This window comes from Novosphingobium sp. BL-S-24, from assembly GCF_055521575.1.
The window spans coordinates 2,178,768-2,192,142 of the sequence record NZ_CM145488.1 but is presented as its reverse complement, the minus strand read 5'-3'; the positions used below and the strand labels follow the sequence as shown (position 1 = coordinate 2,192,142).

At 59.4% G+C, this 13,375-nt stretch carries 14 protein-coding genes; 10 read left to right on the top strand and 4 right to left on the bottom strand.

Going from position 1 to position 13,375, the window contains the following annotated elements:
* Positions 1 to 137: 137 nt before the first annotated feature.
* From aroC to ACZ1JM_RS15865, 6 genes are all read left to right on the top strand, one after another.
* Positions 138 to 1,217, top strand: a complete 1,080-nt coding sequence (gene aroC, locus ACZ1JM_RS15890; protein WP_465133325.1) for a chorismate synthase — start codon at positions 138 to 140, stop codon at positions 1,215 to 1,217.
* Positions 1,218 to 1,256: 39 nt separating this feature from the next.
* Positions 1,257 to 1,700 carry a YaiI/YqxD family protein gene (locus tag ACZ1JM_RS15885; protein ID WP_465135102.1) on the top strand — a complete coding sequence of 148 codons (444 nt, stop codon included), beginning with the start codon at positions 1,257 to 1,259 and terminating at the stop codon, positions 1,698 to 1,700.
* Positions 1,701 to 1,870: 170 nt separating this feature from the next.
* On the top strand, positions 1,871 to 2,437 hold the full coding sequence (ahpC, locus tag ACZ1JM_RS15880) for an alkyl hydroperoxide reductase subunit C (protein WP_465133324.1): 567 nt from the start codon (positions 1,871 to 1,873) through the stop codon (positions 2,435 to 2,437).
* 197 nt (positions 2,438 to 2,634) lie between these two features.
* A complete protein-coding gene (gene ahpF, locus ACZ1JM_RS15875) occupies positions 2,635 to 4,236 on the top strand; it encodes an alkyl hydroperoxide reductase subunit F (RefSeq protein WP_465135101.1) in 1,602 nt (533 codons plus the stop codon).
* 416 nt (positions 4,237 to 4,652) lie between these two features.
* The gene (locus tag ACZ1JM_RS15870) at positions 4,653 to 5,657 is read left to right on the top strand and encodes an SDR family NAD(P)-dependent oxidoreductase (protein WP_465133323.1); all 1,005 of its coding nucleotides are present in this window, start codon (positions 4,653 to 4,655) and stop codon (positions 5,655 to 5,657) included.
* Between the two features lie 73 nt (positions 5,658 to 5,730).
* Positions 5,731 to 7,041, top strand: a complete 1,311-nt coding sequence (locus ACZ1JM_RS15865) for a UDP-glucose dehydrogenase family protein (RefSeq protein WP_465133322.1) — start codon at positions 5,731 to 5,733, stop codon at positions 7,039 to 7,041.
* Here the strand turns inward: ACZ1JM_RS15865 and ACZ1JM_RS15860 are convergent.
* From ACZ1JM_RS15860 to maiA, 4 genes are all read right to left on the bottom strand, one after another.
* Positions 7,017 to 7,685, bottom strand: a complete 669-nt coding sequence (locus ACZ1JM_RS15860; RefSeq protein ID WP_465133321.1) for a glutathione S-transferase — start codon at positions 7,683 to 7,685, stop codon at positions 7,017 to 7,019. The two genes, ACZ1JM_RS15865 and ACZ1JM_RS15860, sit on opposite strands and share 25 nt — an antisense overlap.
* Positions 7,669 to 8,658, bottom strand: coding sequence for an oxygen-dependent tRNA uridine(34) hydroxylase TrhO (trhO, locus tag ACZ1JM_RS15855; protein WP_465133320.1), 990 nt, complete (start codon positions 8,656 to 8,658; stop codon positions 7,669 to 7,671). The genes ACZ1JM_RS15860 and trhO overlap by 17 nt, the downstream gene beginning before the upstream one ends.
* Positions 8,659 to 8,726: 68 nt before the next feature.
* Positions 8,727 to 9,197: an Lrp/AsnC family transcriptional regulator gene (locus ACZ1JM_RS15850; RefSeq protein WP_465133319.1), complete on the bottom strand. Its 471-nt coding sequence runs from the start codon at positions 9,195 to 9,197 to the stop codon at positions 8,727 to 8,729.
* Positions 9,194 to 9,844 (bottom strand): maleylacetoacetate isomerase, encoded by a 651-nt coding sequence (gene maiA / locus ACZ1JM_RS15845; RefSeq protein ID WP_465133318.1) that lies wholly within the window; start codon positions 9,842 to 9,844, stop codon positions 9,194 to 9,196. The genes ACZ1JM_RS15850 and maiA overlap by 4 nt, the downstream gene beginning before the upstream one ends.
* Positions 9,845 to 10,035: 191 nt before the next feature.
* On the opposite strand from maiA, the gene phhA reads away from it, so the two are divergent.
* The 4 genes from phhA to ACZ1JM_RS15825 are packed head-to-tail and all read left to right on the top strand — an operon-like array spanning position 10,036 to position 13,345.
* Positions 10,036 to 10,902: a phenylalanine 4-monooxygenase gene (phhA, locus tag ACZ1JM_RS15840; protein ID WP_465133317.1), complete on the top strand. Its 867-nt coding sequence runs from the start codon at positions 10,036 to 10,038 to the stop codon at positions 10,900 to 10,902.
* A 51-nt stretch (positions 10,903 to 10,953) separates the two neighbouring features.
* A complete protein-coding gene (hppD, locus tag ACZ1JM_RS15835; RefSeq protein ID WP_465133316.1) occupies positions 10,954 to 12,054 on the top strand; it encodes a 4-hydroxyphenylpyruvate dioxygenase in 1,101 nt (366 codons plus the stop codon).
* Entirely contained in the window at positions 12,051 to 13,052 is a 1,002-nt protein-coding gene (locus tag ACZ1JM_RS15830) for a fumarylacetoacetate hydrolase family protein (protein WP_465133315.1), read from the top strand. The genes hppD and ACZ1JM_RS15830 overlap by 4 nt, the downstream gene beginning before the upstream one ends.
* Positions 13,049 to 13,345, top strand: a complete 297-nt coding sequence (locus ACZ1JM_RS15825; RefSeq protein WP_465133314.1) for a 4a-hydroxytetrahydrobiopterin dehydratase — start codon at positions 13,049 to 13,051, stop codon at positions 13,343 to 13,345. The genes ACZ1JM_RS15830 and ACZ1JM_RS15825 overlap by 4 nt, the downstream gene beginning before the upstream one ends.
* Positions 13,346 to 13,375 lie beyond the last annotated feature (30 nt).

Sequence of the window (13,375 nt, the reverse complement as noted above, 5' to 3'; positions counted from 1 at the left end):
CGAGCGGAGTAAAATAGATTCACCCCGTCCGTTACCGGGACAGAATATTTCGCGATTGCCAGACTTCATTCCACCAGCGGCGCGTCATAAGCGTCGTCCTCTGGACAAATCTACCGATCCACGACAAGGCGCCTTACATGAGCGTCAACAGCTTCGGTCGCCTTTTCCGGTTCACCACGTGGGGTGAAAGCCACGGCCCCGCCATCGGGTCTGTCGTGGACGGGTGCCCTCCTGGGCTGGCGATTGATGAGGCGACGATCCAGCCGTTCCTCGATGCGCGGCGTCCCGGGCAGTCCAAATACACGACGCAGCGGCAGGAACCCGATCAGGTGAAGATATTGTCGGGCGTATTCGAAGGCCGGACGACCGGCACACCGATCAGCCTGATGATCGAAAACGTCGACCAACGATCGAAAGACTATTCCGAAGTCGCGCAGGCCTATCGCCCGGGCCACGCTGACTATGCATATGACGCCAAGTATGGCTTTCGCGACTATCGCGGTGGGGGACGATCATCAGCACGTGAAACCGCAAGCCGGGTTGCTGCCGGTGCGGTAGCCCGTTTGGTGATCCCCGAGGTCAAAATTCTTGCCTACGTCTCCGAAATCGGTGGCGACATGATCGATCCCGGCAAGTTCGATGAAGCGGAGATCGGCATCAATCCGTTCTTCTGCCCCGATGCAGCAGCGGCAAAGCGTTGGAAAAAGATCGTTGATGACGCCCGCAAATCCGGCTCGTCCGTCGGCGCGGTGGTAGAATGCTATGCGAGCGGAGTTCCAGCCGGATGGGGCGCTCCGCTGTACGGAAAGCTCGATGCAGACCTTGCCGCAGCGATGATGGGGATCAACGCGGTGAAGGGTGTGGAAATCGGTGACGGATTTGCTGCAGCGCGCCTTTCTGGCGAACAGAACGCTGACCCCATGCGACCGGCAGAGACAGGTCCCGATGGAGCACCCGAATTCCTCGCTAATCACGCCGGCGGGATCGCTGGCGGAATTTCGACGGGTCAACCGGTCACCTGTCGGATTGCGTTCAAGCCCACCAGTTCGATCCTGACACCACAACCCACCATCACCCGCGATGGCGAGGCGACCGAGATGTTCACCAAAGGGCGGCATGATCCCTGCGTCGGCATCAGAGGCGTGCCGGTCGTGGAAGCGATGATGGCGCTGGTGCTTGCGGATCACAAACTTCTCCATCGCGGTCAGTGTGGCTAACGCCGCTACAGCGATGATGGCGAACGGCTCCGCGCAGTGATCCGTATTTTGATCGATGCCGACGCCTGTCCGGTCAAGGACGAGGTCTACAAAGTAGCGCTTCGACACAAGGTTGCGGTGACGGTTGTCAGCAACAGCCCGATCCAGGTGCCGCAAAGCGCGTTGATCTCCCGCAAGATCGTGAGCGACGCATTCGATGCTGCCGATGACTGGATCGTCGAGCACCTGGATACGGCTACGGTGGTCATAACCGCCGATATCCTGCTGGCCGATCGATGTCTCAAGCTCGGAGCGCAGGCTGTTTCGCCAACCGGAAAGCCTTTTACACCAGCTTCCATCGGCGGCGCCGTCGCAACCCGAGCGATCATGGCGGACCTCCGAGCTGGGGGCGACATCGTTGGCGGCCCGGCGCCCTTTTCGAAGCAGGATCGGTCCCGATTTCTTTCCACGCTCGATGAAGTTTTAGTGAAATTGTCGCGTTGATGAATCCTAACAAATAAGATTTAACCGATCATCGACGCAGCCGCACAATCCATCGGCCTGTGATCGTTGTTATCGATGACGCCAATCGGATCAACGGACTTAAAATAGTCTCCTCACCGGCCTATCTCCCGGTCATCAGTTTCACCAACCCTCTTAGGGAGCATACATCCATGGGTATCGTCGGCAGCACCATCAAGCCGTTTAACAACACCGCCTTTCAGGCCGGCAAGGACTTCTTCGACGTTTCGGAAAAGGACATTGCAGGGAAATGGGCCGTGTTCTTCTTCTATCCCGCCGACTTCACGTTCGTTTGCCCCACCGAGCTTGAAGACCTTGGTGCTCAGTATGATACGCTTCAGGGCCTTGGCGTCGAAGTGTACGGCGTTTCCACCGACACCCATTTCAGCCACAAGGCATGGCATGACACGTCGGACAAGATCGGCAAGCTGAAGTATGCCTTCCTTGGCGACCAGAACCACAAGCTGACCAACAACTTCGGCGTGCTGCGTGAAGAAGCAGGCCTAGCTGACCGCGCGACCTTTGTTGTCGACCCCGACGGCGTGATCCAGCTCGTCGAAATCACGCCAGAGGGCGTGGGCCGCAACGCCAAGGAACTGGTCCGCAAGATCAAGGCTGCCAAGTACTGGCGCGAGCATCCCGGCCAGGTCTGCCCTGCCAATTGGGAAGAAGGCGGCGAGACCCTTGCTCCTTCGCTCGACCTCGTCGGCAAGCTCTAAGACTTAGTCAGTCCATTCCTGCCGGATTTGTGATCACCCTACCAACCCTCGTCATCCCCGCTTCGGCGGGGATGTGTCTCCCGTCGCTTCCTGTTCAGGTGAGTGGCGGGGAAGGATTCCCGCTGACGCGGGAATGACGGGCCGGGTTCAGGGTGATCACGTCCGGAGCAGGACGCTTCATTCATAAGGAACCCATGATGCTCGACGCCACCCTGAAGCAACAGCTGTCGCAATACCTCGGCATGCTGCGCGAGCCGATCGAGCTCGTCGCATCGCTTGGCGACGATGCGAAATCCTCCGAAACCCGCGAACTGCTGGACACCATCGCTTCGCTATCGGACAAAGTCACCGCGACTTTCGATGGCGACGACCAGCGCCGCCCCAGCTTCATCATCCGCCGCGCTTCGGACGCCAGCGCCTGGGTTCGCTTCGCCGGGCTGCCCCTTGGCCATGAATTTACCTCGCTGGTCCTCGCCCTGCTCTGGACAGGCGGCCATCCTCCCAAGGTATCTGACGAAGTGCTGGAGCAGATCCGTCTGCTGGAAGGCAGCACCGACTTCGAGATGTATTTCTCGCTATCATGCCACAACTGCCCCGACGTAGTTCAGGCGCTTACGCTGATCGCTCTTAACAACCCCCATGTGAACGCCACTCTGATCGAGGGCGGCACGTTCCAGTCCGAAGTCGAGGAGCGCGGCGTCATGGCGGTGCCCGCCGTCTTCCTGAACGGCCAGATGTGGGGTTCCGGCAAGATGAGCGTTGAGGAAATCCTCACCAAGCTTGATAGCGGCGCGGATGCGAAAGCGGCTGCCAAGCTGGCCGAAAAGAAGCCCTTCGAAGTGCTTGTCGTCGGCGGCGGCCCCGCCGGCGCGGCGGCGTCGATCTACACCGCGCGAAAGGGCTTTTCGACCGGCATCGCGGCAGAACGCCTCGGCGGACAGGTACAGGATACCATGGGCATCGAGAACTTCATCTCGGTTCCCTACACCGAAGGACCGAAGCTGGCGTCCGCATTGGAAACCCATGTCGCGGAATACGACATCGACGTGATGAACCTCCAACGCGCGGAGAAGCTGATCCCGGCCAGCGAAGTCGGTGGCCTTCACGAAGTGGTGTTCGCCAATGGCGCATCGCTTAAGGCCCGCTCGCTCATCCTGACGACGGGTGCACGGTGGCGAAACTTGGGCGTCCCAGGGGAAGCCGAGTACAAGAACAAGGGTGTGGCCTATTGCCCGCACTGCGACGGACCGCTGTTCAAGGGCAAGCGCGTGGCGGTGATCGGCGGCGGCAACTCCGGCGTGGAGGCTGCGATCGACCTTGCCAACATCGTGGGCCATGTGACGCTCATCGAATTCGACGCCAAGCTGCGTGCCGATCAGGTGCTGGTCGACAAGCTGAAGTCGATGAAAAACGTCGATATCTTCACTTCGGCGCAGACGACCGAAGTCGAAGGCGACGGCGAGAAGGTCAATGCGCTCGTCTACAAGGACCGCGATTCCGGCCAGGAGCGCAAGGTCGAACTGGAAGGCGTGTTCATCCAGATCGGACTGGTGCCGAATACCGAATGGCTCAAGGATTCGGGCATCGCACTGACCGGTCGCGGCGAAATCATCATCGACGAAAAGGCCGCCACCAGCCTCCCTGGCGTTTTCGCGGCGGGTGACGTGACGACGGTGCCTTACAAACAGATCATCATCGCCATGGGTGAAGGATCGAAGGCCGCTCTTTCAGCCTTCGATTACCTAATCCGCAACGAAGCCCCCGAAGAAATCGCTCAGGCAGCCCAGCAGGCCGCCTGACATTGCCAGTAACGAGAGGAAGGCGGAGTGGCGAACAGCCCTCCGCCTGTTTTCGTTTTGGTTAGGGCGGCATTATTAAAAAGTTTCCATCATGCGGACGTTGGCAACACAAGAGTCCAAAAATTGCCACAGCTGTGCGGTAATGGCTGCGCAACGACGGCCATGAGTCGCCGCATCCAGTTTTCATCCGAGCGACGGCTTCAGGGCTCTCTGTACGGATCAGACCGAGGTGACCGTTCCTTCCGATAGCTTGCTGCTGGAAGGAACGCGGAGCGGGGACAAGAGGGACGTGTCCCTCTCTCCTGTCCCCGCTCCGCAAACCGGCACTCCCGCCCGAGTTAGTATCCGGTCCACCTTTTCACGCTAGATCAAAGCCCGTAACGGGCGTGACACCCAAAGGCGGCAGGGACGACGGCATGAGCAAATCGACAGTTTTGGTGACAGGCGCCGCAGGTTTCATCGGCGCCGCCGTGGCGGAAGCGCTCATGGCGCGCGGTACATCCGTTGTCGGGATCGACAATCTGAATGACTACTATCCTGTGTCGCTGAAAGAAGCGCGGCTTGCCCGCCTTACCGCGCGCGGTGATATGTTCGATTTCCATCGTCTCGATTTTTCCGACGCAGATGCCTTGAACCGCGCGCTGGAACCTTTGCAGTTTGATCGCATCGTCCATCTCGGCGCACAGGCGGGGGTTCGCTATTCGCTGGAGAACCCCGGGGCTTATGTCGCCTCAAACCTCGCTGGCCATGTCAACGTCCTCGAATTGGCGCGTTCAAGGCAAGTCTCCCATATGGTCTACGCCAGCTCCAGCTCAGTCTATGGCGGAAATACCAAGCTGCCGTTCGCGGTTGAAGACCGCTGCGATCACCCTGTCTCACTTTACGCTGCCACCAAAAAGGCAGATGAACTGATGAGCGAAACCTACGCCCATCTTTTCCGTATTCCGTTGACAGGCCTCCGGTTTTTCACCGTTTACGGGCCTTGGGGCCGGCCTGACATGGCGATGTGGAAGTTTGCGGAACGCATCCTGACCGAGCGACCGATCGACGTGTATAACAATGGCGAGATGCATCGTGACTTCACGTACATCGACGATATCGTCGGCGGCGTCCTCGCTTGCCTGGATCGCCCGCCTGCCGACGACGGGGCCGAAAAAGCCGGAGGCAGCATCAAGCCGCATGCGTTGTACAACATCGGCAACAATAAATCCGAACACCTGCTACGCCTGATCGACGTGCTGGAAGAGGCGCTTGGCCGCAACGCGGTGCGCAATCTGATGCCGATGCAGCCGGGTGACGTACACGCTACCTACGCAGACATTGCCGCCCTTACCCGCGACATCGGATACAGACCCAGCACCCCGATCGAGGTTGGCGTGCCGCGCTTTGCCGAATGGTTCCGAAGCTATACCGGACTTTGACGGCATCCTGCGCTTTCCCTTCCGGGACCCAGGCTCTAAAGGCCGACCCTGATTTCGACCCGATGAGGTTTACATGAAGATTGCAATGGTGGGTTCGGGCTATGTCGGCCTTGTGTCCGGCGCCTGCTTTGCCGATTTCGGCCATGACGTCGTCTGCATCGACAAGGACCAGTCGAAGATCGACCGCCTTCATGATGGCGTGATGCCGATCTACGAACCGGGACTGGATGCCCTTGTCGCAGGCAACGTGCGTTCGGGACGCCTTTCCTTCACCACCAACCTTGCCGAAGGCATTCGCGGGGCCAGTGCTATCTTCATCGCAGTGGGCACACCATCGCGGCGGGGTGACGGGCATGCGGACCTGTCGTTCGTCCACGCCGTCGCGCGCGAAGTGGGTGACAGCCTGACCAACGACGCAGTCATCGTTACCAAGTCCACTGTTCCCGTAGGAACCGGAGATGAGGTGGAGCGTATCCTCGCGGACAGCGGGACGCCGCATCGCTTTGCCGTCGTTTCCAACCCGGAATTTCTGCGCGAGGGCGCGGCCATCGGCGATTTCAAGCGCCCGGACCGGATCGTCATTGGCGCGGAAGACGATTTTGGCCGAGACATCATGCGGGCCATCTATCGCCCGCTGTTCCTCAACGAATCGCCGCTCCTCTTCACCTCGCGCCGCTCGGCCGAGATGATCAAGTACGCCGCGAACGCCTTCCTCGCGACGAAGATCACTTTCATCAACGAGATCGCGGATCTTTGCGAAAAGGTGGGCGGCAACGTGCAGGACGTGGCCCGCGGCATCGGTCTTGATGGGCGTATCGGCAAGAAGTTCCTTCACGCCGGTCCGGGCTATGGCGGCTCCTGTTTCCCCAAGGACACGCTCGCCCTTCTCAAGACGGCCGAAGATCACGATGCCCCGCTGCGCATTGTCGAAGCGGTCGCCAAAGTGAACGACACCCGCAAGCGCGCCATGGGCCGCAAGGTGATCGAGGCGCTGCGCGGGGCAGACACCGCGCGCGGCAAGCGGGTTGCCATGCTGGGACTGACCTTCAAGCCCAATACGGACGACATGCGCGATTCGCCTGCGATTGCCATCGCGCAGACGCTGACCGATGCCGGCGTGGACGTAGTCGCGTTCGATCCCGAAGGTATGGAGCAGGCCAGACCGCTGATGCCTGACGTCGAGATGGTGGGCGACCCCTACGCCGCGATCACGGGTTCCGACGCGGTAGTTATCGTAACGGAATGGGATGCCTTCCGGGCGCTCGATCTCGACCGGGTCAAGGCGATCGCCAACGCACCGGTGCTCGTGGACCTGCGCAACATCTACAAACCAGACGAAATGCGTGCAGCCGGGTTCGCCTATTCCTCGATCGGGCGTCCCTGAACCGAATTGTCGGCGCCGAAAAAGATCGGCGGAGCGCCCGGCGTCCATGGCGCCGGGCGAATCATGATGGCGGCAAAAAGGTCCGACGTCAGATGGTCCGACAGCCACGCATGCAGGTTAGGCAGTGGTTGAGAGGCGAACCAGTCCGGCTCGACCGAGGCGAACTGCCTCACAAACGGCATGATGGCCGCGTCCGTTAGACCTCTGGAGTTACCGGAGAGCTGGCCGCTGGAAACCAGCCGCGCCTCGAGATCGCGAAGGAAATCGATACCGTTCTGCCGATGCACGGAAGGGTCGCTGCCGTGCCGATGGGGATACTTGTAGCGGTCGAGGTCGTGTTTGAACGCACCGTCATTGGCGGCGATCAGATCGCGATCGTCCCGCGACAGCCAGCCTTCCGGGTCATGACCCGACAGGACGAAGCGCATGATGTCGATGCTCTGGTCGATAACCGTGCCGTCTGACAGCACCAACACTGGAACGGTTCCTTTCGGCGATGCCGCCAGCATGGCATCGGGTTTGGCCGAAAGCTTCACTTCCCGAAGTTCGCACCGCGTCCCGCTGATCGCCACCGCCAAACGGGCACGCATGGCGTAGGGGCATCGCCGAAAGCTGTAGAGGATCGGCTCAGCCAAGACCGTCATCCTCACGTGGCTCGCGCACCGCGCCAACATGCGACACGCCTCGCGCGGCTGCCAATGCTTCCTGCTTGTGGCGCTCCCGGTAAGAAGCGCGCTGCTCGTCCGTGCGTTCGGAATGACATGCCGGGCAACTGACGCCCTCCTCATACAGAGAGGAGGCACGGTCGTGCGCGTTCACAGGTCGTCGGCAGGCATGGCAGAGTGAGTGCGTTCCAGGTACCAGTCCATGACCAATCGTCACGCGCTGATCGAACACGAAGCATTCCCCGCGCCACAGGCTCTCTTCCTCCGGCACGGTTTCCAGATACTTCAGGATGCCTCCCTTTAGGTGATAGACATCCTCGACACCTTCCTGCTTCAGGAACGCGGTGGACTTTTCACAGCGTATTCCCCCGGTGCAAAACATGGCGACCTTGGGTGCTTTGCCTTCACCCAGCAGCCGCTCTCGCTCAGCGCGGAACCAAGCTGGAAAGTCCCTAAAGGTTGCGGTCTTCGGGTCTATCGCCCGCTCGAAGGTTCCCACCGCCACTTCGTAGTCGTTGCGGGTATCGATAACGATGGTTTCGGGGTCAGCGATCAAGGCGTTCCAATCCTGAGGCGCGACGTATGTGCCCACCACCGCCAGCGGATCGACACTGGGCTGGCCCATCGTCACGATCTCCTGCTTGACGCGCACCTTCATGCGGTGAAACGGCATCACCGCCGCGCTCGACAGCTTTACATCGAGATCGGCGCAATCGGGAAGCGTGCGGATATGGTCGAGAACTTTGGCGATGCCATCATTGGTTCCCGCGATCGTGCCGTTAATGCCCTCGTGCGCCAGCAACAGAGTGCCCCGGACCCCTTGCTCTCGACAAACCTGCTCAAGCGGCACGCGCAATTCCGCGCAATCATCAAACCGGGTAAATCGATAAAGCGCCGCTACGCACAGTGAATCGCCAGAAGTCTGCATCCCGCGCCCATACTCCGAACGCATCGCGAAGCGAAGAGCCGAGGATACTCAGCTTGATTACGCTCATCCTCACGTCCGCGATGCCCTTATCCTTATACCGGGACCGCAGTAGTGTATTTGACCTGAGTTAACGCAAAATGGGACGAACCAGTCGCAACCGATGGGTGGCGAAGGACCGTGCGCATAAGGAAGCGGTTATAATCTTCCACATCTGAGACGAGAATGCGCAGGAGATAATCCCAGTCCCCGGATATCGAATAGCATTCAATGATCTCTTCCCGAGATTCGATGAAACGCTCGAAAGCCTCCGTCGTGTCGGCAAGGTGATTCTTGATCTTTATGTGGCAGATTACGTTCACGCCGCGGCCAATTTGCTTCGCATCCACAAGCCTGACTTGCTTGCCGAGCACTCCGTCAGCTTCCAGGGCGCGTATGCGGCGCCAACAGGATGCCGTTGACGCTCCCACACGTTCGGCAAGTTCGGCATGGCTGATCGACGCATCGCGTTGAAGCTGGTGGAGCAGCTTTCGGTCAATTGCGTCCAATGATCGGATAGCGGTCATGCCGATGGTCCATCTGCGTCAGGCTGGTTTTCGGGCGCTGCCCGCGCAAAGGCCTCGTTCTTCGCGCATCGTGCGTCAACCGCAGCGATTTCCGGGAAATCCGAAAGGTCCACATCAAATCGGCGAGCGTTGTAGACCTGCGGGACGAGGCAGCAGTCCGCAATCGTCGGCGAGTTGCCAAAACAATAACCGCTCCCATGCTGGCTGATCATTGCTTCCAGCGCAGCGAAACCATCACGAATCCAGCCTGACATCCACGACTGCACCATTTCTTCTGACGCGTTGAAATCCTCTCGCAGAGCCTTGAGGACCCTCAGGTTATTGAGCGGATGAACGTCACATGCGATGATCGAACACATCGAACGAACGATGGCGCGGTGCATCGTGTTGCCAGGCAACAGGGCCGGTGATGGAAGCCGCTCGTCCAGCCATTCTAAGATCGCCAGACTTTGAGTGAGCGGCTGCCCATCGATCACTAGCGCCGGTACCAATCCCAAGGGAGCGAATTCCCGGAAAACACTGCTAGCCTGCTCACCCTTACGCAGATCGTGCGATACCTGCGCGTGCTCAACCCCCTTAAGATTCAACGCGATGCGAGTGCGATATGATGCTGACGAACGCCAATATCCATGCAGGGTCAATCTCATGACAAGCCCAGCGCGTCGCCCTGAGTCGCTGGTGGGGTCGATCCATCAAGACAGGTCCTACGAGACATCGGCATCCTTTCATGAAATGATCTCATCACGAAATCTCGCATATTAATGTGATCTCATCAACATCGCTGAACCGTCGGTCGTTATTGAAACGATATCCCACAAGCCGGCGTTACAATAGCCTCATGGCCAATACCAACCAGTTACCGCCCGGAGCGGCCGCCGACTGGACCATTCCCCAGGAATGGTGGTCTTATACGGCTGAAGAACACGCTGTGTGGGACCGGCTTTTTGCCCGGCAGTCCGACATGTTACCGGACCGGGTCGTTCCCGCTTTCATGGACGGGCTCGATGTCCTTCGCATGTCGAAACCGGGCATACCGGACTTTAACGAACTCAATGAACGTTTGTCGCGCGCCACCGGCTGGCAGGTCGTCGCGGTGCCCGGACTGGTTCCCGATGAAGTGTTCTTCGATCATCTTGCCAATCGACGCTTCGTGGCGGGTCGATTTATTCGTACGCCCGAGCAGCTCGACTATCTGCAGGAGCCCGACATCTTTCACGACGTTTTCGGTCATGTGCCGCTGCTCGCGAACCCGATATTCGCGGACTATATGCAGGCCTATGGCGAAGGTGGCCTGAGGGCCGCGAAGATAGGCATGATCGAAGCGCTGGCGCGCCTGTACTGGTATACAGTCGAGTTCGGTCTCATCAATCAAGGGGGCGATCTCAAGCTTTACGGCGCCGGAATCGTCTCGTCTTATGGTGAGAGCGTATTCGCCATCGATGACCCCTCCCCCAACCGGATCGGTTTCGACATCGAACGGGTAATGCGCACCCAATATCGGATCGACGATTATCAACAAGACTACTTCGTGATCGACAGCTTTGACGATCTTCTTCGGCAAACGCGAGACGCTGATCTTACGCCCATCTACGAGAATCTTCGTGATGAAGAGCCGATCGACGTGGGTATGCTGATCCCGACCGATCACGTTTATCACGCCGGTACTCAGATCTACTCCAATCGCGTGAAGTCCGCAGGAACCTGATGCCTGTCGCGGATGCCGTGGCCTGCCGCCGAACATAAATAAGGAATGGACATGAGCGTTTTCGAAAACCCCATCGGCCTTGACGGCTTTGAATTTGTGGAATTCAGCGCGCCGGAAAAGGGCCTTTTGGAACCGGTATTCACCGCGATGGGCTTCACCATGATCGCTCGTCACCGCTCGAAAGACGTTCAGCTTTGGCGTCAGGGCGGCATCAACCTCATTGCGAATTACGAGCAGCGCAGCCCTGCCGCTTATTTCGCGGCCGAACATGGCGCCTCAGCGTGCGGCATGGGCTGGCGCGTCAAGGATGCCGCAAAAGCCTATGCCCTTGCCATCGAACGTGGGGCGGAACCGGTCGAGGTGACGACGGGTCCCATGGAACTGCGGCTTCCTGCTGTGCGAGGCATTGGCGGCTCAATCATCTATCTTATCGATCGATACGAGGATGAAGACGGCGGCCTCTCGATCTACGACATCGATTTCATATATGAACCGGGTGTCGACCGGCATCCCGAGGGGGCCGGCTTCAAGATCATCGATCACCTCACGCACAACGTCTATGGCGGTCGCATGGCGCACTGGGCCAGCTTCTATGAGCGCGTATTCGGCTTTCGTGAGATCCGGTATTTCGACATCAAGGGCGAGTATACCGGCCTCACCAGCAAGGCGATGACTGCCCCCGACGGCAAGATCCGCATTCCATTGAATGAAGAAGGGAAAGCGGGGGGCGGCCAGATCGAGGAGTTTCTGCGTGCTTACAACGGTGAGGGCATCCAGCATATTGCCTTGCTTTGTGATGATCTGATCGCGGCATGGGACAAATTAAAGGCACTCGGAACGCCGCTCATGGCACCACCACCTCCCACATATTACGAGATGCTGGACGAGCGGCTTCCCGGTCATGGCGAGCCGGTTGCCGAGTTGCAGGGGCGTGGCATTCTGCTCGATGGATCCACTGAAGATGGGGATCCTCGCCTGCTGCTCCAGATTTTCGGCCAGACCGCGATTGGCCCGGTCTTCTTCGAGTTCATCCAGCGCAAGAAAGATGAAGGCTTTGGCGAAGGCAATTTCACCGCCCTTTTCCAAAGCATAGAACGCGACCAGTTGCGTCGTGGTGCGCTGAACGCCGCGTCTGAGGATTCCGCCGCATGAAGCTCGCAAGCCTGAAGCATGGCCGTGATGGTCGCCTGATCGTGGTGTCTGACGATCTTGGTTCGTACGTCGATGCCAGCCACATCGCCCCCACCCTGCAGGCCGCGCTGGACGACTGGTCGGCGGCGGAACCGAAACTCCGCGCATTAGGCAAAAGCATTGGCGACGGTGCCGAACGGTTGGACGTTCGCTCGCTCTCCGCACCGTTGCCCCGCGCTTATCAGTGGGCCGACGGGTCTGCTTACGTAAACCACGTGGAACTCGTCCGGCGCGCGCGCGGAGCCGAGCTGCCGGAAAGCTTCTGGCACGACCCGCTGGTCTATCAGGGTGGATCCGACAAGTTCCTTGGCCCCAACGATGCGATCCCTCTCGCGGATGAAGCCTGGGGATGCGACATGGAGGCAGAAGTAGTCGTGGTCACCGACGACGTGCCCCAAGGCGTAACCCCCGAAGCGGCCCGTGACCTGATCCGACTGGTAGGGCTGGTGAACGATGTCTCGCTGCGAAATCTCATTCCCGGTGAACTGGCCAAGGGCTTCGGCTTTTATCAGTCCAAGCCTGCCAGTGCCTTGTCGCCGGTTTTCGTCACGCCAGATGCGCTTGGCGATCGGTGGAAGGACGGCAAGCTGTCCGGAACCCTCCATGTCGATCTGAACAACGGCCCTTTCGGCAGGGCCGACGCTGCCACGGATATGACGTTCGACTTTGGAACGCTCATCGCCCATCTCGCGAAGACCCGTTCGTTGGGGGCGGGCACGATCATCGGATCAGGCACGGTCTCCAATCGCGATGAAAGCGGTGGTCCGGGGCGCCCGGTCGCCGATGGCGGCATGGGCTATAGCTGCATCGCGGAAGTGCGGATGGTCGAAACGATCCAGAGCGGTGCGCCTAAGACGCCCTTCCTCCGCGCTGGAGACAAAGTCCGGATCTGGATGGAAGGCGATGCGGGTCATCTGTTATTCGGCGCAATTGATCAAGTTGTGGAGGCCACGCGATGAAGCGACTGACCGAGGCTGAGCGATCCGCGTCAATTGCCGACTTGCCCGAATGGAGCCACGAGCCGACACGCGATGCTCTGATCCGCAGTTTCAAATTCCGCGACTTCGTGACCGCCTTTGCGTTCATGACCGCCGTGGCACTGGAAGCGGAGAAGGCCGATCATCACCCCGAATGGTCAAATGTTTATGGCAGCGTCTCCATTCTGCTGACGACCCACGACGCAGACGGTTTGTCGGAGCGTGATGTGCGCCTCGCGAAGAAGATATCCGAACTCGCTCAACAATTTGGATGACGGAACCAGAAGCGGATGATCCAGACGTCA

Bases quoted from the DNA above. Each gene is read 5' to 3' on its own strand.
- hppD (WP_465133316.1), top strand. From the start codon at position 10,954: ATGAGCGTTTTCGAAAACCCCATCGGCCTTGACGGCTTTGAATTTGTG.
- phhA (WP_465133317.1), top strand. From the start codon at position 10,036: ATGGCCAATACCAACCAGTTACCGCCCGGAGCGGCCGCCGACTGGACC.
- ACZ1JM_RS15865 (WP_465133322.1), top strand. From the start codon at position 5,731: ATGAAGATTGCAATGGTGGGTTCGGGCTATGTCGGCCTTGTGTCCGGC.
- maiA (WP_465133318.1), bottom strand. From the start codon at position 9,844: ATGAGATTGACCCTGCATGGATATTGGCGTTCGTCAGCATCATATCGC.
- trhO (WP_465133320.1), bottom strand. From the start codon at position 8,658: ATGCGTTCGGAGTATGGGCGCGGGATGCAGACTTCTGGCGATTCACTG.
- ahpC (WP_465133324.1), top strand. From the start codon at position 1,871: ATGGGTATCGTCGGCAGCACCATCAAGCCGTTTAACAACACCGCCTTT.
- ahpF (WP_465135101.1), top strand. From the start codon at position 2,635: ATGCTCGACGCCACCCTGAAGCAACAGCTGTCGCAATACCTCGGCATG.
- aroC (WP_465133325.1), top strand. From the start codon at position 138: ATGAGCGTCAACAGCTTCGGTCGCCTTTTCCGGTTCACCACGTGGGGT.
- ACZ1JM_RS15850 (WP_465133319.1), bottom strand. From the start codon at position 9,197: ATGACCGCTATCCGATCATTGGACGCAATTGACCGAAAGCTGCTCCAC.
- ACZ1JM_RS15830 (WP_465133315.1), top strand. From the start codon at position 12,051: ATGAAGCTCGCAAGCCTGAAGCATGGCCGTGATGGTCGCCTGATCGTG.
- ACZ1JM_RS15870 (WP_465133323.1), top strand. From the start codon at position 4,653: ATGAGCAAATCGACAGTTTTGGTGACAGGCGCCGCAGGTTTCATCGGC.
- ACZ1JM_RS15860 (WP_465133321.1), bottom strand. From the start codon at position 7,685: ATGACGGTCTTGGCTGAGCCGATCCTCTACAGCTTTCGGCGATGCCCC.
- ACZ1JM_RS15825 (WP_465133314.1), top strand. From the start codon at position 13,049: ATGAAGCGACTGACCGAGGCTGAGCGATCCGCGTCAATTGCCGACTTG.